Genomic DNA, 1,924 nt, shown 5'->3' with positions numbered 1-1,924 from the left:
GCGTGCCAGCGCGTTCATGAAACCGTTCCAGCGCCAACGCGACCTTGTCGCTGCTCGCGCATCGCGAACACCCAGACGATGATGCGGGCGACCTGCGCATAGAGATCAGGCGGGACCGGGTGGTCGACCGCCAACTCGCGATAGAGCTGCCGTGCGAGCGCGGGGTTGCGCACTACGGGAATCCGATGGCGCGCGGCAATCTCGCGCATCGCGGCCGCCATGTGCCCGGCGCCTTTGGCAAGCAATTGAGGAGAGGCCATTCGGCCGTGCTCGTACTTCAGGGCTACAGCAAGGTGGGTTGGATTCGTGATGAGCACGTCCGCATTGCGCGTTTGCCGCAGCGCCAGGCTTCGCTTGAGCATTTCGCGGCGCAGTTCCCGCAACCGTGCCCTGATGCGCGGGTCGCCCTCGCGCTGCTTGGTCTCGTCCTTCAGCTCACGCTGGCTCATGCGCATCTTCTTGGCGAATTCGTGCCGTGTGTACATGAGATCGAGCAAGGCAATCAGGCCCAGCACAAGCGCCAACTTGAGTCCCACGCTGGCAAGGTCGCCAAGGAGCATGCGCAGGTATCCCACCGCGGACAAGGATGCGAGCGCATAGAACTGGCCGGCCAGGGCCTTGAGACTCATGAAGGCGACCAGCGCTAGCAAAGCGAGCTTCACGAGGGCGCGCGCGGTATCGAACAGAACTCGCATCGCGAACAGCTTCTTGAGGCCATTGACTGGATTGATGCGGTCGAAGTCGACCTTGACCGGCTCGAACGAAAGTATCGGCCCTGTCTGCACGATGTTGCCGACGATGGCCGCCAACATGATCGTCGCGAAGAAGGGAGCGGAGATGGCGAGCCCTGCCCGCAAGGCGCGATCGATCATGGGCCAGAGGCCGACCCCCGAGGGCTCCATTCGTCCTGCGTGGACTAGCAGCGCCAGATCGAAGCGGAATTGGCTGACCACCACTTCGAAACCCCGCCACGTCAAATAGACGATGGCGACGGCAAATACGAGTGCCGCTACGAGGTCTGCGCTCTTCGCAGTCTGTCCCCGTTCGCGCGCGCGCTGCAGCTTGTAGGGCGTGGCCGCTGCGTTTCGATCGAGATCCTGCTCAGCCATCAGCGAACCTGCTCACGCCGAGGCGAACTTGCAGGTGGCTTGTTCGCCGCGACGAAAATGGCATCCCAAGTGGTAGCGATGGTTGCGTAGACCCGGGTCATCACACCGCCAATGCCCGAGAACCAAAGCGACAACGCGACAAGGCCAACCACGATCTTGATGGGAATGCCCATGCTGAACATGTTCATCTGGGGCAGGTTCCGGCCCACCACACCCAGAATGAACTCCACCAGCAGGATGCAAAACACCACTGGGGCGGCCAATGCAAAGCCAAGACTGAACAGGCCGGTCACCTGTTTCAGCAACGGCTCTGCGGCATGCGCCAGAGACCATGGGGCGCCGACAGGAAATCGCTCGACGCTGTAGCGGATGCCACGCAGCAGTGCGTGATGCCCGTTAATCAAGAAGAAGACAAGGACCGCGAGATATTGAAAGGCCGTCGTCAGGATTGGAACCGGGCGTGCCGTGACGGGATCGATGATTTGCGCAATGCCAAAGCCGAGTTGAATGTCGAGCAATTGCCCCGCGACTGCGAACGCACCGAAGGCCAGCAGGATGCCCAGGCCCAGCGTTGCACCAAGGACCAGTTCTGCAATGGCAGCGAAAAAGAAGGACTCCCAACCGACCCAAATGCCGGTGGGCAGGGAGATCCCCGATGCCAGCGCAACGGACAGTCCCAGGATCAGCAGCATGCGAACCGAGGCAGGCAGAGGGACGGCGTAGAACACCGGCGTCATGGCGAAGGTGGCGGCGATCCGCAAGGCCAGAAGGCCGGTGAAAGCCAACCATGCCGTAAAGCCGAACTCGGGCACCGC

General features: G+C 62.0%; 2 protein-coding genes. Both read right to left on the bottom strand.

Annotation, left to right across the window (positions count from 1 at the left end):
- Positions 1 to 14: 14 nt before the first annotated feature.
- On the bottom strand, positions 15 to 1,109 hold the full coding sequence (locus tag J2X92_RS29490) for an EscU/YscU/HrcU family type III secretion system export apparatus switch protein (protein WP_307581441.1): 1,095 nt from the start codon (positions 1,107 to 1,109) through the stop codon (positions 15 to 17).
- On the bottom strand, positions 1,109 to 1,924 hold an 816-nt coding region (locus J2X92_RS29485; RefSeq protein ID WP_307581440.1), incomplete at its 5' end, for a flagellar biosynthetic protein FliR. The genes J2X92_RS29490 and J2X92_RS29485, both read right to left, overlap by 1 nt.

It is taken from the genome of Variovorax paradoxus (assembly GCF_030811855.1).
Taxonomy (GTDB): domain Bacteria; phylum Pseudomonadota; class Gammaproteobacteria; order Burkholderiales; family Burkholderiaceae_C; genus Variovorax; species Variovorax paradoxus_L.
Note: the sequence above shows the minus strand (reverse complement) of the source record. Positions and strands in the feature narration are given on the sequence as shown.

Excerpts from the sequence above, each read along its gene's own strand:
- J2X92_RS29490 (WP_307581441.1), bottom strand. The coding sequence starts at position 1,109 with ATGGCTGAGCAGGATCTCGATCGAAACGCAGCGGCCACGCCCTACAAG.